Origin of the sequence: Prolixibacter sp. NT017, assembly GCF_009617875.1 — a bacterium.
In the GTDB taxonomy this organism is placed as follows: Bacteria; Bacteroidota; Bacteroidia; order Bacteroidales; family Prolixibacteraceae; genus Prolixibacter.
The window spans coordinates 372,577-392,119 of the sequence record NZ_BLAV01000001.1 but is presented as its reverse complement, the minus strand read 5'-3'; the positions used below and the strand labels follow the sequence as shown (position 1 = coordinate 392,119).

Below are 19,543 nucleotides of genomic sequence, written 5' to 3'. Positions count from 1 at the left end.
CTTGTTTGCTATCTGTGAAAAAATCTCTTTCGCAGCCCATTTACTTCTGCTTTTCAAACAATACTGAATGAATTTTTTTCAATGTATCCACCGGTATTTTGATCACCTTCCGGTCGTAAGTCATCAAACCGTTAACCTCTCCTTCCACATCGGTAGTCTGCGTGTAAACTGCTGCCGACAAACCTTTCGTTTTCTCCATTTCAACAATCTGATTGAATTTTGCGATGTAATTCCTGAGCAGTTCGTCTGCCGAGTGATATGTTTGATATCCCCAATTTCCTGTATCCGGGTTCCATAAGTGCCCCTTTACCGGATACCCGATACCTCCGAATTCGCCAATCACCGAAGCCCGGTTGAGCGATACCGGCGGAACATGTACTTCTTTCTGATAAGTGTGTATATCATACATATCGCCGCAAGGACGCAGAGCCCACCCCGTAACGGCATCCACGAGGCGCGTCGGATCGAGTTCCCTGACCATCCCGGCAATTCTGCACGTAGCATACTGCCCCCAACCTTCGTTGAAAGGAACCCATACGACAATGGACGGCGAATTGTAGTGCAAATCAATCATCCGCCGTAGTTCATGTTCATAGTCTTCTGCATGGGCCGTCCGGACTTCCAGATCCCGGCTATCGGGGGAAATATGCTGAACATCTACCGGCCGCTTTTTGCCTTCTTCCCCGATAACCACCATCCCGGAGGGCATGTCCTGCCAGACCAGCATCCCCAGTTTGTCGCAATAGTAATACCAGCGGGCCGGCTCTACCTTGATGTGTTTCCGGATCATATTGAAGCCCATCTCTTTGGTCACTTCAATATCGTATTTCATGGCCTCATCGGACGGCGGTGTGTACAAACCATCGGGCCACCAGCCCTGATCCAGCGGTCCGTACTGGAACAACGGCTTATTGTTCAGGAAGAGGTACTTATTCCCACCTTTGTCGCCCAGACTGATCTTTCGCATTCCAAAATAGCTTTTCACATGATCCAACACTTCACCCAAACGGTTAGTGAGCGTCAAATCCATGTGGTACAATACCGGGTGGTCCGGCGACCAAAGTTGGGGACTTTCAATATCAATAACCGCTTCTTTGTCTGCCTTCACCTCCTGTTTGGCGACCTCTTTTCCATTTAACGAAATGGCAATTTGAACGTTGTATACCGGTTTCAATGGTTTATTCAGCATCGGAATGACCGAAACCGTTTTGGCATCAATGTCCGGCGTCGTTTTTACTTCCTGAAGATATGCTTCACGCGAAACGGCTTCGAGCCAGACAGTTTGCCAGATGCCACTCACCGGGGTATACCAGATACCTTCCTGCGAAAGTTGCTGTTTACCCCGGGGCTGCGAACCGGTATTGGTTGGATCGGTTACGGTTACCACTAACTCATTAGGTCCTTTTTTACTTAAATACTTAGTAATGTCAAATGAAAAACGGTCGTAGCCCCCCTTGTGCGAACCAATCAAAAGGCCGTTGACATAAACCGTTGTTGAATAATCCACCGCTTCGAAATTCAGGATAACGCTCTTTCCTTTCCAACCGGAAGGAATGGTAAAACGACGCTTGTACCAGAGCCTATCGTCGGGTAAGAAAGAACGTCCAACACCCGACAGGGAAGATTCGATGCAAAACGGCACCAAAATATTGCCCTGAAATTTCCGGGGTTCGACCTTGTCATCCTTCAATATGGCATACTTCCACAACCCGTTCAGCGACATCCAGTCCGAACGCTCGAACTGGGGCCGCGGGTATTCTTTCCATACATTTTCAGGGGTGACTGTTGCAGCCCACCTGGTTTTTATCCTGCTTCCGGCAGGTGTCCAGTTTTGTGCCAACAACGGGAGGCTAAAAATCAAGATTACAATCGTCAGTTTAGCTTTCATATTATTCATTGTTAAATTATCTTCTCCGTTTGTATTCCTTTTGAGATACAGGTTAGCTATATCTGCAGATTATTGCTTACGGTGTCGAATCTTTATTTTCGGTGGCCTTATTTTCAGCAGATCAGGTCCTCCGTCCGGGTTTGGAATAAATTCACACCGGTTGATATGTACAATACGGGGACTGAGTTGTGCAGCACTGAAATGGGAATGATAAACAATGTACAGGTTCCCCTTCCGGTCTCTGAAGAAGCCACAATGCCCGGGACCGGTTATCTTATCAGTTGATGAAACAATGGGGTTTCCTTTGTATTTTGTCCAGGGCCCCGTCGGCTTTGGTGCCGTTGCATAACCGATGCTATAATCAGGGTTGGCAAAATGGTTGGCCGAATAAACCAGATAGTAGCTATTGTTGTGCTTTAGCATGAAGGGGCCTTCATTCACCCTGGCAACGGGCTTCTTCCTACTTAGTTCCCATTTTTGGGATGCTCCGAAGCATTTCCGAACGGTATTTTCTTTAACGGATTGAAGGTCGTCATTCAGCTCACATCTCCAAATTACGTTTCCATTGGTAAAGGCCACATAATAAAGATATTTATGTCCATTGTCTATAAACATATGAGGATCAATTGCCTTTGTTGATATCAAAGGCTTTTTTACTTCCTGCACAAACGGCCCGAGAGGACTATTGCTTGTAGCCACAGCAATGTGCTCTTCGGCGCAAAAGAACATATAATACCGGTTATCCAAATGATACACTTCGGGAGCCCAGAACCCTTTCTCTCCCCATACATCACTTTTTACCAAAGCAAAACCACCGGTTGCCCCTACAGGTCCGGTCCAATCATTTAAATTTTTGGACCGGTATACTTTTATCCCCTCTTGAGCATCTGATGTACCGTACATATAGTAAGTTCCCCGGTCGTTTAAAATAAACGGATCTCCCATTTTCACAGGTTCCTGAGCCGAAACAAGGGTGTTTACACATTGCAGTAATGCTGAAACAAACAGGATACTAAATAATCTCGCCATGGTCTAAATTTTAACCTCCTGAATACTTTTCAAGATGGCCCCTCCTCAAATAGAGGGGCCATTTTTCCAACATCTATGAAAAGAAAACGTACTACATGTTTGGTTTACAGAAAAATTTATTGAAAAGCTACAGGGGCATAGCTATATTTTAATGTTTAGAGTTTATTCCTTCCGATACAGCCCATTTTTCCCAGGCTTGATTCATCTCTTTGACCTTTTCGGGATACTTTGCAGACAGATCATGGGTCTCTGTGTGATCTGAAGTCAGATTGAACAGCTCCCAGGAATGACGAGAAAGGGCAGACATCTTCCAGTCGCCGATGCGAATGGCCCGTCCCCCTTCATGCTCCCAGTACAACGTATCATGCAGCACCTGCGTTTTTCCGAGAATCAATGGCATCAGGCTCTTCCCGTCCAGTTTAGGGGTCTTCGTTCCGTTGATACTGTCTGGGTAAGTAGCCCCGGCCACCTCCAGGCAGGTCGGCAGGATATCGATTACATGTGCGACTCCGCGATTCAACGTACCGGCAAGTCCGCTAAGTTTAGCCGGCCAGTTTACGATAAAAGGTGTGGCACTTCCGCCTTCATATGACTCCTTCTTCCAGTAACGAAAAGGTGTATTCGATGCGCTGGCCCATGCCCGTCCGATATAGTTCCACGTGGTTTCCGGCCCCGGATGGTCCGAGTTATATTCGATGATGGTTGAATCGCGCGTGAAACCGGGGCGGTCAAAACCCGGCGGATAACCCCGCTCGTATGAGGCCCCGTTATCTGACAATACAAAAATGATCGTATTCTCATACTGACCATTTTTCTTCAAAGCAGCGATGATTTTGCCCACTCCCTGGTCCACATGGTCCACCATCGCAGCGTGCACCGACATACAGGCGGATTCATAGGCCTTCTTCTTACAGTCTGCCCAACTCTGTCCCGAGGAGTTCATTGGTAACGGGTACATTGTACTGTCGATGAGTCCCATCTGAACCATCCTCCGGTAACGCTCCCTGCGTAATACTTCCCATCCCTCCTTATACGTGTCTCGGTATTTCGCAATATCCTTTTCCGGCGCCATCAGCGGCCAGTGAGGGGCATCTTCCGCCACGTACAAAAAGAACGGTTTATTATCCTTCTTATAACTGTCCAGCATCTCGATGGACTTCTGCGTAATAAAGTCCGTCATATAAAAGCTGTCCGGAACCGTCTTGATCGGCTCCTCGTTATGCACCAGGCTGAAAGGGTCATAGTAGTCAACCACTCCCCAGATGACTCCCCAGTGATCCTCGAAACCCCGGTTGCACGGGTAGCTCTGCAAAGGAGCAAACGGTCCGTGATCTGTCCGATGGGCCAGCCAGCGGAGCTGTTCATTACGGTCCGGCAGTGGTTTGGTTTGCGACAGATGCCACTTCCCGGCCATGCCCGTATGATAACCATTATCCTTTAAAACCTCCGCAATCGTTGCCGCATTCCGGTTCAGGTTGACGCCCATCCCGTTAATTCCGGCGGCCTGGGCATAAAGTCCGGTCAGCAACGAAGCACGCGTGGGACAGCAACGGGCGCAGTTATGCATCTGGGTAAAACGAACTCCCGCAGATGCCAGCTGGTTGATATTCGGAGTCTGGATCTCACCTCCATAGCACCCCAAATCCGAATAACCAGAGTCATCCAACATAATTAACAAGATATTTGGACGCTCTACCTTTTTAGTATCACTGGTGCACCCAGAAAATATCAGTCCTCCAAGCGCTAACAGCTGTATTGCTTTTAGATGATTCATTATATACAGTATTTTTCCCCGAGAAAATTAAACGGCTCCTACCATAACACCATTTTCCAGCAGTGCAAAATCAAATGCCTTGATTGCTTTTCGTCAGACTCATGATCAGGTCAACCTCATCTTGCTTGTATGGTGTTCCGTCCTGGCGGAATATGTCGTGAAACCATAGCTTGGGGTCGGAACCATCAGGAATTGGTTCATCCCACGCATATTTTGTATTGGTTTTGCCGGTAACCAGGCCCCAATTGATAGCGCCGATGTGTTCTTTCTTCAGCAATGGCATGATATTCTTAAATAAGCTGTTGTTGCGCCGAGCCATATATTCGGTACAAACGAGAGGACGATCATAGTCTTCCAACGTGTCAATCGCGGCTTGATGATTTTCAGGGCCTTCATAGTTATGATAGGTTACAATATCGGAATGATTAACCTGATAAGTATTTAACCGGGACAAAGAACGGTTCCATACTCCGGCAGTCAGAGGCTGACTTGGTCGTACCTCCCATCCCCACTGAAAAACTTTTTTCAGCAAAGGAAGCGACCTGTTTCCATATCCTGAATTACCCGGCTCATTGTATAAATCCCAGATAGCAACGCGATCATCATTCCCAAAGGTTGTGAGGATATCTTTCACATATGCATGTAAAGTATTAATTAATTCCGGTTTCCGGAACAACAGATCACCCGGATCCCGAACCCAGCCGGAATTGTGAACTCCCGGTTTCGGAGCCGGTTGTTTGCCTGCATGATAGGTTGCGTTCCAGCAATCGTCGAAGAATACAAAAATCGTCTTGATACCATGTCGGTGAGCGATTGTTAGGTACTGGTTCATTCGGTCCTTAAATCCGACTTTATTTTCCTGCCATGCCAGATGATGAAGGTACACACGCATACAGTTCATACCAATGTCCTCCGCCCATCCCAACTCCCGATCGATAGTGGTTGTATCAAAGGTCGATTCCTGCCACATTTCCAGCTGATTCACAGCTGTACTGGGAATAAAATCACACCCTCGCAGCCAGCCATTTTCCAGTTCCCACTGATTGGCCTCCTGTTGCGCCCAGATTTTCTGGACAGTAACAATCAACTTTTTCTTTTGCGTTGTACTGCGGCAAGCTGCAAATATCATTGGCGTTATTATTAACAGATAATAGATTTGCCTTTTCATTATTGAATGGATTATTAGTTTTTATTCGATTGTTTAATGACAAATTTTAAAGAATAAACATGCTCAAATCAGTTTTGAGTCTATTTCGTTTCAGCCTGTTCAATTGCCACCTCTCCTGAAGGACGGCTAATCTCTTTTCCCGTGGGAACCGGGACACCAAAATGTGGAGTTCCGTCGACATTCCAGGTAAAAGATTGCATACGAACATCGCGGTCCCATCCCGGAGAGGAACTTTTCTTCGAATGATAAACAATCCAGTCCTCAGTCCCATCGGGTGACTTTACAAAAGAACAGTGCCCCACTCCATAAACCTTCGAAGTTCCATGAAATACCGGACCCTTTTTCTTCCAATTGGAAGGATCGAGTACGTTACCGTCGGGATTCATTAGTTGCAACATTCCCAAACGATAATCTACCAACCAGGATTCACGGCACGAATAAACAATGAAAATCTGGTTGCCATGCTTCAATATTTCCGGTCCCTCATTCAAATTAAGAGGACCGCCCGTTTCCCAGCTTTCTTCCGGAGATGATAACAGTACACGTTTCCCTTTCATGGTATACGGATTCTTCATCTCGGATATATATAGATTCTGCGATGTAGCATCCGTATCCATTTGCTTTTCCCAACCCGACCAAATCGCATATAGCTTTCCCTGGTGTTCAAGTACAGTCATATCAATCGCCCAGATGTTGCTACCAGAATTATCCGGATTATCTCCGGTATAAAGCATTCCCATATCCTCATAGTCGCTGAAAACATCATCTGTAGCCGAACGCAATACTCCGGTCCTTTGATGAATAAAAGGCGGTCCGGAAACACCGGCGGCATAGTAAACGTACCAATGCCCATCGAAGAAATGAATCTCCGGAGCCCAGACACAGTTACTGTTCCAACCGCTTGAGGGTGCACGCCATATTGTTTTTAATTTGCCCCAACGCGTCATATATTTTGAGCGAGAAACGACGATCGTATTATTAACGGAGTAACAGTAAATATAATGACCTCCATGCCTGGTCATCCAAGGGTCTGCCCCATCCCAAACGGGGTTGGTAAAGGTTGTTTTCACCTGCGGCTCTGCAAAAACTGGTGATTCGTTGCAGCCTGTAAAAAACGCGAGTTCGAAAAACAGAATAATTAGCAATTTCTTTCTCATCATTTGTCATTTAAGGTATTACAGGAGGAGCGCTAAATAAATATTAGTCTCTCCTCGTTAATCGATAACGCTCTTTACGATAGGATAAAAGAAACCGTACAACTGATTTCTTCTAAACGTCAGCCTTACATATTTCTGTGTCAGAAAAACATTTTCACTGGCTAATTCAACGAAGGAAATGCCGAGATACGCAAACGGGCCGCCCCCATAGGTATCAATGTGATATTCTCCACCGGTGTTTGAACGTCAACAGGGTAAGAAGGCAGCACAGCTGCCAATCCATACTGATCAATGCCCCAGGAGGGAATTCGCTGCCCTCTCGCCCGAATTTCAATTGGCACAGCAGATAAAGTAAATGGGAAATCATCCTTCGGCCACTTCTTATGAACAATTTTCAACGATGCGGAGAGATCGTTTTTGTCCAACACTAATCCGTAGTTCCAGGGACTTCCCGGTTCTATTTCATAGGCCGGCCATTTTTGCGGATCAGCTGTTTTCTGCCATTTGGAATCGCCAATAGCGGATTTTGTGTTACTAATCTTCTTGTATTTTTCAGCTATTTTCAACGAAAATGTCAAAGGGCCGTAGTTTACAGAAACACTATTTTGATTAACCTGCCAGGTGCGGCATGACAGCCTCATGGGCAATTCAAGCTTGATTTGGTCATTATTGCTCCATTCCCGTTCAATTCGAATGAAGGCATCGGGGGAAGCACTGGCCGTTACCTGCTTTCCATTGATCAGAACCGAAGCTTGTTCACACCATCCGGGGATACGCAAATAAATCGGGAAGCTCACTTTTTGAGGAGTATTAAGGGTAAAACGCACCTCCTGTTCAAAGGGATAATGGGTGTCCTCAGTAAGTGTCACCTCCGTTCCGTCTCCGACCTTCGCTTTAGTTACACAGGCGTTGTACATAACTGCCGCCAAACCATTGTCATTACTGGCCATCACCAGGTTCTCCAGGTAATACGGAAGTGCATGACCATGATTGTGCTGGCAACAGCGGCTACTGAACGGATTCATCGCCAGAAAAGGACCATTGTTTGCAATCCCGGGCGAATGGTTTTTGTCATCAGCTGTGACCTGATTAGGACAAGTAATGTAACGAAGCGCTTTCATATCGGGCGTGAAAGCAGCAGGAAAACTGTTGAAAAGTACATCCTCACAATTATCCGCCCACATTGGGTCCCCGGTAATTCGTGTTAATATTCCATCTGAGGTCATCTGCTCAGCAAAGCCACAAGTTTCTGTTCCCTGTCTCGGATCGATGTACCCCATTCTGGCATTTTCGTCGGCACCAAACATGCCTCCGGGAACCTGTCCAAAGGTTCTGCGAATCAAAAAGTAATCATTGTATGTTGCCTTTAAATCATCCGAATCACCTGTTTGCATATAGTAAGTTGCAGGTTCACGGAAGCATTCGGCGATATTCACATTGTGCCAGTTTGGAAGCGTTGATTCCTGTTCCCAGTTCGCCGTATTACGATGAATTTTCTGGGCCAGATCCAGCAGGAATTTATCCCCCGTAAGATTGTAAAGCCAGTAAACACTATACAAATTATCTCCGCCCCTGCTGTTTTCCCAATAGCTGGAAAGAAACTCTTTATCCGGCACAGCCAATTCAAATCGGAAATATTTCGTCATGAAGGGAATAACACGTACGTCGTGGGTATATTCATAATAATTCTGCAACGTGAACAATACAACCATGTTAGGCCAAAAATCCAGGTTGCCATTGTCCGAGCGAACTTCCGGCCCAAACCAGCCATTTTCCTTTTGACTTTTGAGAATCGCATTTATCCAAATCATCGTCTCCTTCTTCATGGCCGGGTCGTCAAATATAAAGGCCATATCGGAGTAACCGCGAAGCCAATAGGGTACCTCCTCCCAGCCATGATCACCTCCTTCTGACAACCAGGCATTATTGTCTTTTTCGAGCCAGGCACTAATCTCCCCCAAATGCCCGCATAACCCGTTCTTCTGAAGTTCAAGCCATTTCAAAATCCACCCCTTAGGATGTATGCTTCCTAAGGGTAATTTGATAAATGATGCAGGAATCAGAGGTTTCCGATTACCGGGATAAAAAGTATTTCGAGCACTCGTTACAGGTTTGGTAATTACATGAACATTGGTGTTATCTCTCCTATCATGACAGCCCGAAAGGCTGAATGATAGGAACAATAACAAACTCATATAACAGATAGCTTGCTTCATAATTTTTCTCTTTGGCTACTTTGTTTCGTCTACAATAATTAAAACTGTTGGGGCTCTGTACCCCTTGTAAGAATACAGGGTCCCTATCAGTCAAAAAACAAACCCGGGCTTATTTATCCATCAATAAACCTGACTACTAATCAGCAGTATACTACGAATCAGAAATTGTCGGCTTCATCTCGCCCTGGAGCATTGGTTATTTTTTCTCTTTTTGTTCCAACATTTTAATAAAATATCCACCAACGACCGAACGCGCCTGAAATCCAACCTTTTTCGCATTTATGGTTTCGTACCAGTCACTCATTGGAACCCGGTCCGGAGTTTCGGTTACAAACCGGTATAGACCCGAGATGAGCTTCTCAAAATCCTGCTGATTTTCCGCCAGGGTAGCAGTCCACACTTCCCAATCGGCTTTTGTGTAAGTTTTTCGGCTGTCAAGCGGCAAACCATATGGATTCAGTTTGGTCAGATAATAGGCCACCTCTTTCTGTGCAACCTCAGGAGGAAAGATGTTCAGATGCAAAATCCTGTTCCAAACCAGGTTGTATTTCTGACTCCAGGTATCCGGTTTATCAAAGGTAAGACGGTAATGATCACCGTCATTGGCCATCTGCATCCATTTCCGGGCCATTGCTTTAGCCGCCTCAGTGTATTTTTTAGCTGTAGATGCTTCCCCCAGTATTCCTGCCAGCTTGCCATAGCAGGCAATTCCCATGATGGCCTTAATCGACAGGTTGGTATTGTGGGCAAAATGACCTGCAAAATCATCGGTACACAATTGGTTTTCCGGGTCCATCCCCTTATCCATAAGATAATTGGCCCAGATAGTCAATACCTTCCAGTGTTTCTTCGCATATTCCGCATTACCTTCCATTTGTGCAATGGCAGCTGTCAGGATAACCATATTTCCGCTCTCCTCTACCGGCATATCGCCGCCATAGGTCTGCCCGTTGGCCTTTGGATAGGTCCCCACATCATGAGCGGCAAAGGGCTTGGTCCATTTTCCACTCTCCGAAAAATAAAAGATAGGGTTCAACATCCCCTTCAACAGTTCCGGGTTGTATTTCAGGAACAATGGTGCCGAGGGGTAGGTCACATCAACTGTTCCGATAGAACCGTTGCTGAAATTTTCTTTCGACAAAAACAAAATATTGCCTTTCGGATCCCGCGTTAGTTTGTGTGCTGCTATCGACTGGCTAAAAGCCAGAACGCACAGGTCGGCATACTCTTTTCCTCCTGTTAAAAAGGCTTCTTTCCACAGTTGATTATCGAACTTTGCACAGCTGTCGAGCACTTGTTCATGCTCTGCTGCAGCAGCCTGCAGGGCATCCCCCATAGAGACCTTGCCGTTCCTGGTCCACCATGCTTTCAAATTCTGTCCGAAGTACTGAATGGATTCAATATCGTTGTAGCCAATCATCAAAAATCCCTTCACCGGCTGGTTGAAAACCTTTCCAAGCTTCTCTTCACAGGCCATCGCGGGCATATTTCGTGTCATTTTTGCTGTAAGCTCCTGCTTTCCGACAGGAATGGCTCCATTCTTAACAAACGCTTTTTTCGTCTCAAAATAATTTCCGATTGACATCGAAGATTGAGGATTACCGCTGGTAGCCAGGTACACATACCCCCAATCAATTCGCACATCATCACCCTTCTTCTGAAGAATTGGCTGCTCTGTAGTTCCTGCTTTCAAATAGGAGATATTGCCGGTTTTTCCCCGGGATACCCGAATCTCCTGACTTACTTCATTTACCGCCCATTGGGGAGTCATTTCAAAATAAAGCTGTACCTGATGTTCTTTTCCATCGTTCGAACGGACCTGATAATTAATATAATCGATGGGACGTGAGAGCAAATCCAGATCACTGGGCAGCAACGGAGCAGTAAAAGTAAGTCCGAGATTTACCGGTCCGCAAGTAAAACCATAGTAGGTCTGTGTTGCAGACAAAGCCACACTATCCTGGAACGCCGTACGGGTAAATATTTCCGACTGGCTGTTTTCACGATAAAGGCCGAAATCGACATAAGCACCGCCGGTTCTGTTATGACAATGGGCTGCAATTACATTTTGACCTCCGGGAACAAGCAAATTCTTATCCAATTTCAGTACCACATTGTTTTTCCAACTGTAACCGGTATCCACCAGCTTTTTTCCGTTCAGGTAAAGTTCGAAGTTATCATCATGTGAGTAAATCAAATAGATATCATTTGCCGGTAATTCTGAGGGTAACTGAAAATCACGACGAACCCAAATATCTTTGGTTTCCCATAGAGTAGACAAAGTAGGCATCCCGGAAGTGCCGAACGCGGCTCTACCCGACTTCCAACCGGCTTCTGAAAAGTTTTTTTGCTCCCAGCCAGTCTCCGGCTTCTGCATGGTATACTTCCCCTCCCATGGTTCTTCTTTTGCCATAGGCAAAATGGCAACCCAAGGGATGTCCTCTTTTCCCATAAACCGGTACACCTCACCATCAACGCGGATAGCCCCAATGAGGGAATGAGTTTTTCCCGTCCAGTGACGGATCGGGCTATTATAGAGCGTATCGGTTTCACTCCAGGCACTGGTGTATGGATCAACAGTCACCAGTGGGTAGGCAGGTGCACGGAAAGATGTAGCAATAGGTTGCGCACCCGCTTTCTTCATTGCTATGCCAGCTACAAACATAAATCCTATTGATAATAGGGATATTAATTGACCAATGCGAAACATACTATATCTTGGTTTGTCTTATTACAATAACTGAGAAATATTCCGAAGAATAAAGAGGGACTGATCAGGTTAACGTTGCTCCTGAACAGTCCCTAAAAAAAACAAAATCTTAAAATTCCACCTTTTGAACAGGAGAAAAGATCATATCCTCAACACCTACAATCTTAATCCCAACACGTGCATAAACATAATTTTGCGTTGGAACCAAGTCCGGTACTGTCACAGTCATATTGATAGAATTGGGATCTGATACATCTCCCCCTGCTATTTCTGCGGTTGCAACATTGGCTCTAAAATCAACAAACTGCGTTTTATTGACATATAAATCAACCCGCTCGATATCCCGTGCATCCGCATCAGTAATAATCTTTTCTGCTTTAAATCTAGCCGTCAAATCTCTTCCCGAGACTGAAAACTGAGGATTTCGGACCATGTAATATGGTTCTACCTCTATATCCATATTCTGACTTCCTTTTAAGTCTACGATAATAGTATCAGAACCGGTTTCTGCATTAACTTTATTCCTGAAAGGTCCTTGTGAGGAAGGAATAACCAGTTTGTATTTGGCATTGAAAAGCAATGCAGAATAAGCGCCATCCTGATTTACTACGACATCGATGGGATAGCTCTTTTGCCAACCAGGTTCCCACAACTGAAAAGTGACATCATTATAGCTTACATTAATAGGTTCTCCGTTATATACAATATTTCCTTTTAAATAGGATTGGGGTTCTGAATAGTTGTCATATTCACATGCTGAAAGAAATGCAGCTACAATCCCCAGTAGTATTATAAATTTGAACTTGATCATTTTCTTTAGTTTTGATTAGGATTTCTAACAATTTGTGGATTGTTATTCAAAATTTCATCGCTGATTTTCGAATAATAATTACCTAAACGGAATCTATCTGCACCCGTCACCTGAGCAGGCAAGTGTTGAACATAAACATATTTGCCGTCATTTGGATCCCCGGGCGCATAATATTTGTAAGGCCATAAGCCAAATACCCGGTTACTTACTTCATCAGCTTTCCATGGTTTTGTTGTAAGCGGCAATGATTCTCCATTCCAGACAATATGAGCCAAACGCCACCGCTTCATATCCCAGAGTTCATGGCCTTCAAAAGCCAATTCAACCTTCCGTTCATGAACGATACGATCGAAAGTCATATCTGCTGCTGTTAAGTCAGTTTTAAATCCTGCTCTTCTCCGAACAACATCCATATAGGTCGCAGCTTTTTCAGGTTGCCCCAGTTCAAATGCAGCTTCAGCAGCATTTAAGTAAACCTCTGCAAGTCGGTAGCGCACCCACCATACCTCGCTGTTTAACCCACGTTGACCAGAACCTGCTGCTGTGTCCATAAACTTCCTTACGTAAAATCCTGTCTGAGCGGTAAACTCCAAACCATCAATAGGTCCGTCAAAGCCGACCACCTGAGCTACTTCTCCATTGGGAAGTTCCTTACGAGCACCATATGTATCTCCGGTAATAATCGCCCCATCGGCCTGCATATAACCGGCCCAGATATCCAGATCTTTCCCTTTGTATTTAGAGCCGGGAATCATTACGGTTCCCGCAAGCCGAGCGTCGCGGCCAGCAAAAATATCACTTGGATTATCGTAATAGATAAAGTTACCATCTGCTGTATTTGTCTGGAAAGTTTCAAACGTATTATCCAATTTTTCAAAAGATTGGACCAGATTTAAAGAAGGATTCAGCCGTCCCCCTTCCAGATCCTCGGCTCCGGACCATGGTTGGTTTTGCAATGTAAATGGCTCGACCTTACCACTCTGAAGTTTAAAATCTTTTACAAAAATAACTTCCGGATTAGCATTCTTATCAATGAAAAGACTGGCAAAGTTCTCAGACAGATTTTCTTTTTTCTGATACAGAGCATAAGTTCCGCTATTGATTAGTTCTTCCGCGGCACTAAGAGCTTTTTGGTAATAACTGGTAGCCATATTAGCCGGAATGCCAACTTCACCGCCAGACAAAGTAACATTAGGTGTGTTCGCCCCGTATTTCGCTATAGAGCCAGCATAGAGAGCTACCCTTGATTCCATCGCCAAAATTAACCCTTGAGTGGCTCTCCCTTTAATATTCACATCATTGGGAAGATCCTTTTTTATCGCATCGAGTTCACTAAGAATAAAATCATACACTTCCGATTCTTTAGCTCGCGGATATTGCAAGTAGGAAGGGTCCCCACTAAAGTCATAAGTAAGTGGTTCCAGAATAAGCGGCACTCCTCCCATGCGTTTCACTAACTCAAAATAAGCCGTTGCTCTCAAGAAACGTCCTTCTGCAATAAACCGGGCTTTATCGGCCGGAGCTAAGCTATTGGTAAGATCTGATTCAGCTTTTTGGATAAAAAGATTAATCTCCCGGATGTAATTGTAATTCCATAACGACCATTCTCCGTAGCCCCAATCATTATTTTTACTTCGCCAATAATCTCCGTTCGCCGAACCAAATCCTTCGTCAAAATCAGCATAATTCCACCAATTCTCGATGGTTTGATACTCCGGAATTCGGTCATATAAATCGGCAACTACTGAAAGTATAAGGCTTTTATCAGTCCATACCTGATCGTCTATCAAAATATTCGTAGGTTCCCGGTCCAGGAAAGCTTTATCATCACATCCCCAGACGAAAGCCAAGGATAACAACAATATTGAAATATATTTTTTCATTTTTCTACTTCCTTTTTTAGATTAGAATGAAAGGTTGACACCGACATTTACCATGCGATTTTGCGGATACTGCAGACCATTTTGGTCCATAATCTCAGGCTCGACACCTAATTTCTTGAGATTATCAAATGAAACAAGGTTGTACGAGTTTACGTAGAAACGCGCTTTTTGCATACCCACTTTGGCAATCAGGTTTTTGGGAATACTATATCCAATCTCAAGCGTTCTCAACCTGAGATAACGCACATTAGTTAACCAGAATGTCGAATTCTTGTTATAGTTGTTATGCCATCCGGTATTAAAACGCAATGCCGGATATCTACCGGGAATCCACTCACTATTTAAATCAAAAGGATCGGCCCGGTGCCAGCGGTCATCATAGAATTGTTTTAACAAGTTGCCTCCATTCTGATACGGCCAACGCATTTCCCATCCTTGGTTGTATGAATACATAGAACCACCCGAGAAATCAGCCCGAAGATCAAATCCCTTAAACTGTGCAGCAATATTGAAACCAAAGTTCAAAATCGGGTTACGGTCTCTCGGATAACCTATCGGTCGCTCATCATACCCATTAATTACCCCGTCACCGTTAACGTCCTTGTATATTAAGTCTCCGGGTAACATCGTTTTGTTTCCTTCGCCATCGTTATTCACGGGCCAGGAGTTTATCTGGTCGAACGACTGGAACTGACCAACAACCTCATACCCCCAATAAGTCCCGGTCCATCTATCTTCCGAAGAATTACGATAAAAATCCCATGAATTACCGAAAGTGGGCTTGTAAGAACTTAAAAAACGGTTACGCGCATAAGAAACATTTGCACCAACCGTGTAAGATAAGTCTCCAACCTTTCCATTATAATTAATCGAGGCCTCTGCTCCCATCGTTGCATCACTGTTGACATTTTCATCAGGCAAGGTATATCCAAGTTCACTTGGAACCAGAACATCATACTTTCTACCTCTCAACCCTTCGCGCTTACGATAAAAATAATCTACCGTACCACTCAATTTTCCTCCCCAAAAAGAATAGTCTGCCCCGACGTCCGTAATCTTACTTGTATACCAGCTAATAGAGGTGATAGGAACGCCCCGGTCTCTTGAACCTTTGATGACCTCCCCATCCATTATCACTGTAGAGGTAGCATAGTTGTACCCTGTTAAGTAGTCAAAGTCGCCAATGCCTACATTATCATCTCCCAGTTCACCATAGGAAGCTCGTAATTTCAGGTCAAATGTACTCTCTCCCAACAGAGCTTTTGCAAAATTCTCCTCGGTAATCCGCCATCCAATAGAAGTTGACGGGAAAAATCCCCAGCGACGGTCAGATGCAAATTTCCATGAGCCATCTTCACGTCCGGCAACTTCCAAATAATACTTATTAGCGTAATTATAGGTCAATCGACCGATATAGCCGATACGCGCCTGCGTCCAATCTTTGTCATCGTAAGTATCCATATCAGCAAACTGTATGAGAGGCAAAGCATTGGTTTTTGGCACTGCATGAACCCATACATCCAGTTCCCTTCTTTCAATACGTTCAGCAACATAAGTGGCAGCGATGGTATGCTTTCCAAAGGTTTTATTGTAGTTCAACTGCCCTTGCATCACATTTTCGAAAACTTTGTGAGTACCTCTCTCACGCCAGGGATTCTTATTTGCAAAAGTGATTTTATATTCATCGGTTTCCGGATAATAGGTGTAAGCATCGTAAGTGTACTCATGTCCGTTCATCAAACGATCTGCAAAATAGTATGAATAGGTTCCCTTAGCCGATAGTCCATCTATTGGCAAATCATAATCACCCGTGAAATTCAACTGCATTACACGCCAATCTTCATGCCAGTATCCTGAATTGGCTTTATTCAACAATCCCCAGTTGGTATCCATGTGTCCTATATTATTGATATAATTGGGATTGTCATTAGCATATGGACGTTCTGTTGGACGGTTTCTGAAGAGTGCAAAACGCGGTGCCCAGTAGTCGTCGGTTCCGGGAACTCCAGGATTATCTCGTGTTTCAATCCGTCCGTTAATAGAGACTCCTACTTTGAATCGCTTGGTAATCTTAGCATCTATATTCGACTGCAAGTTGGTACGGGCAAAGGTGAACTGACGTCCCAAAACCGAATTTTGATCCAGGCGAGTGAGCGACAAATAATAATTAATTTTATCTGAGCCTCCTGTGGCGTTAATATTAAATGATGTTTGAGGAGAATTGGGTTTGATAATAAAATCATACCAGTCGAAACTTTGGTAGCCAGGCTCGGTTCCGGCCTTCCACTTAGCAAGTTCTTCCGGAGTAATATTGGTATGCCCATCAAGATTCATTTCTGCATCAGCTTTACCAAGCATCCAATCATATGCATTGACTGTCTCCGGAAAACGTGACCAATTTTGCCATCCGGTATATGCATCTACGTTAATTGTGTTTTTTGAACCTAACTTACCTCTTTTGGTGGTGACCACCACAACTCCGTTAGCTGCACGCACACCATAAATAGCGGCGGATGCATCTTTCAATACACTAATACTTTCGATATCGTTAGGAGACAAATTATTAAATTGGCCCGCATCTTTCTGAATTCCATCAATTACATACAGCGGATCTCCCATGTTACGTATTTGAATATTAGCACTGGCACCTGGTCGTCCATCCGGCATTCGAAAAGAGACTCCCGCAATTTTACCAGCCAATGCAGAACTAACTGTTGTGGCGTGAACATCCTCCAGATCCTTTGATGTCACCCCCGAAATCGCCCCGGTAAGAGACTCCTTCTTCTGCACTCCATAGCCAACTGCCACAACTTCGTCCAAGCCTATAGAAGCTTCTTCCAGCCGTACATTAATCACATGTCGTTTTCCTATATTTACCTCCTGAGTTTTCATTCCAACAAATGAAAAAACCAACGTTTTCACGTCCGGCTTCACTTCCAGAGAATAATTTCCATCACTATCAGTAATCGTTCCGTTATTGGTTCCTTTTGCAACAATTGTCACCCCGGGAACTGGAGAACCGGAAGTATCAGTTACTTTCCCAACAACAGTATTAGATTCCTGCTGCACGATAGTTGCTTCATTATTTATTTTTCGATGAATAACTATCTGACGTTTATAAATATTAAAACTTACATTCTGTCCTTTCAAAACCTCCTCCAATATTTGATCTACGGATGCTTCTTTCAGACGAATGCGAACCCGACGAGTAACATCCAGGTCATCGCTATTATACAGAAATACAAAATCACTATTATCCTCTATATAACTTAGAACGTCTCTTATCGTCCCATTATCAACATTGATATTGAGGCGGGTTGACTGTGCATAGCTATTATCAGCTAAAGCCGTCATTAGTGATACACATATTAAGAACAAAGTTAAGCGCATGATTCGCCATAATTTAATTAGACCTCCCCCCCGAGGAAGGTCCGCAAGTGGATTTTTTTTCATAGCTTTGTAAAGCTTTAAGCGTTAATAAATGCTGATTTTAATTGGTATTTAATTAGACCGGGAAATGCGTCACCATTTTCCGGTTTTTCATTTTACCTCATAATTATTCTCGTTTAGTTTAACAAATATTACTCCGGCTGCTTGTTCCAGATATTTGAAAGCATTATCACGTCCCTGACTAAGATCAAGCTTCCCGGTAATTGGAATAGTAGATTGTAACGGATTCTGATAGTTGATATGAATATTGTAATAACGTTCTAACTTCTTTGTAATCCGGCTCAAGTCAGCTCCATGAAAACTGAGTAAACCTTTTGTCCAGGAAGTATAATTACTGGCAACGACAGATTTTATCTTTGTATTTCGACTGTTCTTATTGAAAGATGCCATCTGATTCGGTTCAAGCTTTAAATCCTTTGAAAAGAATCCGGCTCCCTCCGTATGTAAACTCACCGATCCTTCGGCAAGAACAGTCTGAATGATATCATCCTCGGGGTATGCCGAAACGTTAAATTTAGTCCCCAAAACTTTTATATCCTGTCCTCCGGCCCGAACGATAAATGGCTGATCAGGATTTTTATGAACATGGAAGAAAGCCTCCCCAATCAAATATACTTCTCTTGTTTTTTTAATAAAACGCGAGGGATAAACTAATCGGCTTCCAGCATTCAACCAAACAACGGTTCCATCAGACAAACAAACTTTTGAATGACTGCCATAAGGAATAATCAGCTGATTCATTACCGGATTATTGTTGTCCTTATCTGCATTGACCACATGTCCCCCATTGAGCATAATGGTATCCCGCTTTGAATAATCCAACACCGATTCCTTACCTTTTAGGTCAATCTTGTCTTTATTGTTCAAAATCAAAACAGGCTCGCTGCTATTAACAGGGATTGCTGTTTGTTCCGCAAAAAAATCAGGCTGATTCGGCTTTAGCCAGAAATAGACAGAACCGCCTCCAACCGTAAAAAACAAAAGGGCGATCGCTGCATATTGTGAAATGGATTTGAGTAAACGAATTCTCTTTTCTTTTCGGTCAATCAAATCCAACTGCTCCAAAATTCGTTTGGCAATGGTCTTCTTTTCTATCAACGAAAACTCGCTCTCCGAATACCGCATCTGATCAAATTGTCTTTTCAGATCGTCAATATATCGGGCTTCGTCCGGATTTAACTGCATATATTTTTGCCAGTAGTCTTCCAACTCCGGTGAAGGATGATAAATCCACTTGAAAAATAAGGGGTTCTCTATGAGCCTCTCGTATATATTCATCCGTTTAACATTTATTCACAAACAAGAGTAAGAATCTCCCAAAACGGGACAAAAATATTACATGTTGAAAAACATAAATCAACCAAACATAGTGACTGTGAGATGATTTGATCACAAAAAAAAGTTAAAAAACGAACTTTTCTGTTAAATCCGGGAGTTGATTAAGGAAATAGACTAAA

At 44.0% G+C, this 19,543-nt stretch carries 11 protein-coding genes; all 11 read right to left on the bottom strand.

What is annotated here, in order from left to right:
* Positions 1-40 precede the first annotated feature (40 nt).
* Positions 41-1,888 (bottom strand): glycoside hydrolase family 2 protein, encoded by a 1,848-nt coding sequence (locus GJU87_RS01665; protein WP_153637920.1) that lies wholly within the window; start codon positions 1,886-1,888, stop codon positions 41-43.
* A gap of 69 nt (positions 1,889-1,957) precedes the next feature.
* Complete coding sequence (locus GJU87_RS01660; protein WP_153637919.1) at positions 1,958-2,917, bottom strand: glycoside hydrolase family 43 protein; 960 nt, start codon at positions 2,915-2,917, stop codon at positions 1,958-1,960.
* Positions 2,918-3,065: 148 nt separating this feature from the next.
* Entirely contained in the window at positions 3,066-4,691 is a 1,626-nt protein-coding gene (locus tag GJU87_RS01655) for an arylsulfatase (RefSeq protein WP_153637918.1), read from the bottom strand.
* Positions 4,692-4,761: 70 nt separating this feature from the next.
* The gene (locus tag GJU87_RS01650; RefSeq protein ID WP_153637917.1) at positions 4,762-5,820 is read right to left on the bottom strand and encodes a 1,4-beta-xylanase; all 1,059 of its coding nucleotides are present in this window, start codon (positions 5,818-5,820) and stop codon (positions 4,762-4,764) included.
* 119 nt (positions 5,821-5,939) lie between these two features.
* A complete protein-coding gene (locus tag GJU87_RS01645; RefSeq protein WP_228491808.1) occupies positions 5,940-7,019 on the bottom strand; it encodes a family 43 glycosylhydrolase in 1,080 nt (359 codons plus the stop codon).
* Between the two features lie 158 nt (positions 7,020-7,177).
* On the bottom strand, positions 7,178-9,019 hold the full coding sequence (locus GJU87_RS01640; RefSeq protein ID WP_228491807.1) for a beta-L-arabinofuranosidase domain-containing protein: 1,842 nt from the start codon (positions 9,017-9,019) through the stop codon (positions 7,178-7,180).
* Between the two features lie 409 nt (positions 9,020-9,428).
* A complete protein-coding gene (locus tag GJU87_RS01635; protein ID WP_228491806.1) occupies positions 9,429-11,876 on the bottom strand; it encodes a glutaminase family protein in 2,448 nt (815 codons plus the stop codon).
* Positions 11,877-12,051: 175 nt separating this feature from the next.
* Positions 12,052-12,753, bottom strand: coding sequence for a DUF3823 domain-containing protein (locus GJU87_RS01630; protein ID WP_153637914.1), 702 nt, complete (start codon positions 12,751-12,753; stop codon positions 12,052-12,054).
* 5 nt (positions 12,754-12,758) lie between these two features.
* Positions 12,759-14,636: a RagB/SusD family nutrient uptake outer membrane protein gene (locus tag GJU87_RS01625; RefSeq protein ID WP_153637913.1), complete on the bottom strand. Its 1,878-nt coding sequence runs from the start codon at positions 14,634-14,636 to the stop codon at positions 12,759-12,761.
* 21 nt (positions 14,637-14,657) lie between these two features.
* Positions 14,658-17,990 (bottom strand): TonB-dependent receptor, encoded by a 3,333-nt coding sequence (locus GJU87_RS01620; RefSeq protein ID WP_228491805.1) that lies wholly within the window; start codon positions 17,988-17,990, stop codon positions 14,658-14,660.
* A gap of 186 nt (positions 17,991-18,176) precedes the next feature.
* Positions 18,177-19,184, bottom strand: coding sequence for a FecR family protein (locus GJU87_RS01615; RefSeq protein WP_194831412.1), 1,008 nt, complete (start codon positions 19,182-19,184; stop codon positions 18,177-18,179).
* Positions 19,185-19,543: the final 359 nt, after the last annotated feature.